4 protein-coding genes and 1 pseudogene are annotated in these 4556 nt (G+C 41.8%); all 5 read right to left on the bottom strand.

Annotated features, from left to right (window positions below; genetic code table 11):
• The coding region (locus tag BFJ94_RS11910; RefSeq protein WP_162944251.1) for an ABC transporter permease at positions 1 to 755 on the bottom strand (755 nt) is incomplete at its 3' end.
• 15 nt (positions 756 to 770) lie between these two features.
• Positions 771 to 1973 (bottom strand): ABC transporter permease, encoded by a 1203-nt coding sequence (locus tag BFJ94_RS11915; RefSeq protein WP_162944252.1) that lies wholly within the window; start codon positions 1971 to 1973, stop codon positions 771 to 773.
• A 50-nt stretch (positions 1974 to 2023) separates the two neighbouring features.
• On the bottom strand, positions 2024 to 2713 hold the full coding sequence (locus tag BFJ94_RS11920) for an ABC transporter ATP-binding protein (RefSeq protein WP_120462872.1): 690 nt from the start codon (positions 2711 to 2713) through the stop codon (positions 2024 to 2026).
• Between the two features lie 381 nt (positions 2714 to 3094).
• Positions 3095 to 3221 (bottom strand): annotated as a pseudogene (locus BFJ94_RS11925) (sigma factor-like helix-turn-helix DNA-binding protein); the annotation flags it as partial.
• 70 nt (positions 3222 to 3291) lie between these two features.
• Positions 3292 to 4556, bottom strand: a 1265-nt coding sequence (locus tag BFJ94_RS11930) for an RCC1 domain-containing protein (protein ID WP_369126913.1), incomplete at its 5' end; no start/stop codon positions are given.

Genomic DNA, 4556 nt, shown 5'->3' on the forward strand with positions numbered 1-4556 from the left:
GCAAATTCCTTACTGTCACTGGAATCGTTAAGATATATTTTTACAATATCGAAATATCCTTTGTCATACTGAAACATCTCACGAGCATCCTTATCCGATGTGAATCCGTACCAATTGTCCCAACCTGCTCCGTTGTTATAAATTCCTCCAACCATAAATTCCTCTACACGAATTTCTCCAGCAGGAGTTACTGCATTAAGATTCACTTTGTCCCCAAGCTTCAGGTCATAGATTAATGCCTTTTCTTGAGAAACGGCAATAGAGCGAGGAGAATCGGAGAGTAGTTGCCCCTCCTGCATCGAAATTGATTTTGTGGTTAGAAGCTGGTCTTTCAATTCCGGCGTTAAACCAAACACTGAAAATTGCGCATCGCCCGTATCGCCAACCCCAAGTTCAGCATTCCGACGTACTGTTGGATAATAGGACTTGATTGCCTGCTGATTTTGAACAAGAAAACGTTGGAGATTCTCCATGGCTTGACGGTTTTCTGTTTCATTTTTTACCTCAAAAGAATTATCCCCCAAGAACAAGAGACGTGTTGCATCGGTTTTCTCCATATTTCTCAGTCTTTCCCATCCTACTATGACATCGCCTGCTTGCAGTTGAGAATAGGCTTTGTTGACTTGATAACCGACGCCGTTAACGAATGCGTTAGCAATAAGCAATAGGAAAGCTGCTATAAAAATGACAAAACCTATCAGAAATGAACGCCTGCGGTTTGCGACAATATTTCGAATGGCGATTTTGGTAATCAACTCGCTTCCTCCTCTCTATGAACCTTCGCGAAGTGTCTCAGCGGGATTAACCGACGCCGATTTGATAGATGGGTACAAAGATGATACTAAGGCAAAACCATAGATAATAATGAATACCAAGAATACCTGCGACCCATCAAATTGAATATTGAATACTTTGCCTAGCACAAGATCAAGCGGCGCGCTCAGCGGAATCCCCAGTTGAGACAACAGCAAAATCAAAGCGATACCAATAATCAAACCAATAACAAAAAAGATCGTTGTAATAATTACTATCTCCCCAAGGAAAATCATGACGATTTGATCACGTGAATAGCCGATTGCCCGCAGTGTTCCAATCTCTGAACGCCGTTCGAGCCCCATCATAAAGATAAGATTGATAATCAGAATAGCCATTATGACAAGAAGTATGCCGATAAAGGCATAAAGAATACCGACATAGATAGAGATAATACTGTTTAGAAATCCTCCCATCTCCTTCAATGTACTCACTTTAACCTTTGTACTGTCCAAGCCGTTGATAGAGAGCGCTGTTTGGAGATCTTTTGAAAGCTGTGCTGACTTACCTTTGCTGGCATATACGATAAAGTCCGTTATCTCGCCATCTTGAAATCCTGTAAGCGCTTGTGATCCTTGCAAAGAGGTATACACGGGATAGAAGGAAAAGGAAGCGAGCCGATCAACCTGACCTGTCCCTGCCACGATAAAGCTTGCCACAGCCTCTTGATTATCTTTTGTTGCAGCCATTAGATCGATACTGTCGCCTACTTTGACGCCAAGCTTGTCCGCATAGTTTTTAGGCAAGAGCACTTCATTAGTGCGTACAGGATTCAAATAGCTACCCTCGCTTAAAATAAACGCTTCCTTATATGCTTCGAGGTTCGGGTCCAATCCAATGACCATTGTATGCTGCTTCGTTGATCCTTTCGACAGCATCGCATCATTGCGAATACGTTTCGTGTAGCTCTCGATGCTACCATTCTCATTTAATAAGGTCTCGATCATCACTGCTGTCTTCGCGTCCAAATAAGCCATCTGTCCCCACTTCCCCTTCAAGGACAGCATATCACCTTCTGTCGTACCGCCTTGACGGAGCTGGATATCGCCAGACAGTGAATTAGATATCGCCTTATTGAGATCATTATGCATCGTTGAGATGAAGCTTGTAAAAAACAACAACAGAAACGTAGCTAAAAAAATGAATGTTCCCAGTGACAACGAGCGTCTCCAAGATTCAAATACATTCTTTCTAGATAGTTTGAATATGTTCATCGGATATTCTCTACTTTCTCGATCTTGCCATCTATTAAGTGAAAGATACGGTTGGCACGCTGCATCACCTTCGGATCATGTGTGGAAAAAATAAAAGTCGTTTTCTCGTGTTCATTGATTTGCTGCATCAAATCAATGATTTCAATTCCTGTCTTTGAGTCGAGATTTGCTGTAGGCTCATCCGCCAGTACAATGCGAGGCTTGGTGACAAGTGCGCGAGCTACGGCCACACGCTGACGCTGCCCCCCGGAAAGCTCTGATGGCTTTCGATCAGCAAACGCGGAAAGACCCACCGCTTTTAAAAAATAGTTGATTCGCTGCTTGCGCTCCTTCTTAGAAATTTCCTTCATAATTAATAAGGGAAGCTCTACATTCTCGTATACATTCAGAACGGGGATAAGGTTAAAGGATTGAAAGACAAACCCAATTTGCCGTAATCGAGTTTCATTTAATTGTTTATCATCAAGCTTTGAAACCCGGGTGTCACCAATCCAAACCTCACCTGTTGTCGGATGGTCTAAGCATCCGATCAGGTTTAATAGTGTAGATTTACCACTACCAGAAGCGCCCGCCATTGTAACGAAATCACCCTCTTGAATCTCTAAGTCTATTCCGCGCAAGGCAGGAACGCTTGTTTTGCCCAATTCATAGTTTTTGAATACCTGCTGCAGTGATACAGTTGACATAGAATCTCCCCTGTTCCATTATTTATTCCATGAAACCTCGTTAATGTTCCAAAGAGCCCCTGCTTGGGCTGCCCTTTTTCGCTGTCTGATGTGTAGAACATATTCTCCAACAACTTCTTGTAACCTGCTATTCTTGGAAAAAAGTCCTTTTTGATACGTATTATCCCTTGATCATTCGAATTAGCCAATCAATATATAAATACATTATTTATAAATAATTACAACTTTTTGATTAGTGTGATAATATCGATTATAGTTAATTATTTCTGCAACAAGTTAACAAACTCTGAGGGTGTTCGAGGACAGTGTGAGCCATTTGTCCACATAAAAAAGACTGCCACGTCTCCACATGACAGCCTTAGATTCAATCCACTTTTAATATCAACGCTTGGATTTATAAAACTCATGATACAGCTTCATCAAAGCCCGCTTCTCAATACGGGACACATAACTGCGGCTGATCCCCCAGTTCCCTGGCTATTTCGCGCTGCGTCCGTTCCACACAACCATTGAAATCAATCACAATATTTACAATTTCTCGGTAAAAAAAAGGGGGGGGGTAAGATCATATCTCATTATCAACTTAAACGATATTTTAATAAAGTAGCTGGTAAACCATCATAAGGTAGTTCGACCAGTTTCTCAGTAGCCACACTATTTTCTATCTGGTCAACCTTGAGAATCTGCATCCCAATCGATCGTGCTTTAGTTTGCTCTTCTTCAACAGGTTCTTCTACATATTCACCAGTCGGCGGATCTTCAACTGGTAAAACTTCAACTTGTACTTCTCCTATTACATTAGAATTATCTAAACGGAACGAAAGTAGTTGTATTCCACTCGAGATTAGTGTTAATGGAGTAGTAGCAACTCCATTTAAGAACTCAACATCTACAATAGTCGAACCTATAATGGAAAGCTCGGTATTTATATACTTACCTGAGCTTGTTTCTGATAAAACCTTATATCCAGATATTTCTATCTTATGAAGACCAGTAAAATCAACGTCGATTAAATTATTCGGTCCGTATACAGTAAAGGTAACTGTTGTTTCTTCATACACCTTAAAAGCCTTATTGCCATTAATATCTGCTTTAATTTGATAAGGCATATTTTTTAGAGACATTCCAGAATATCTCACCCAACCTACGTTCGACCACTCTGACCACAACTGCTCATCATACACTTTCACCCGTACTTGGAATGCTTGTCCCATCGGTAATGGTTCAGTCACTGTCCAAGTATTAACCGTTGCTGTAACTGGTTGTCTTACCTCGCCCGAGTCCACCACTACAGCCCCACTTTCATCCAATATCTGGACTTGATACGCTGAGAAGTTTGTTAGGGCCGCATCCTCTTGTGTCCAACGAATCACAGGATTGCTTACACTACTCTCTTCCGGTGCCTCTTGATTTCCCAGGGGATATGTCAAGGTCGCTTTTGGCGCGGTATTGACCTGTACTAAAGCTGGAACTGAATGCGCTACAGTCGTTCCATCTCCTAATTGTCCTAAGTTGTTCTTACTTCCCCAAGCATATATACTCCCATCCGCTTTAGAAGCTACAGTATAATACGTTCCCACCGCTACTGCACTAATATCACTTAAACCTGCCACTTGAACCGGCATACCGTCATTCCAAACCCATACATTTCCATCCCCATCAATCGCATAGTTACTATGACCTCCAGCGATATATTGAATTCCACTCAATCTGCTCATCGAAGTGAAACCAGGGTAAGAACCTCCCCATACCCCTACACTTCCATCCTTCTTTAACGCTAATCCATAGTTGGATCCATAGGAGGCTGCTACTTTCGTAATGTCCGTAAGTCCGTCCATTAAAA

The organism is Paenibacillus aceti, from assembly GCF_003614185.1.
Taxonomy (GTDB): Bacteria; Bacillota; Bacilli; order Paenibacillales; family Paenibacillaceae; genus Fontibacillus; species Fontibacillus aceti.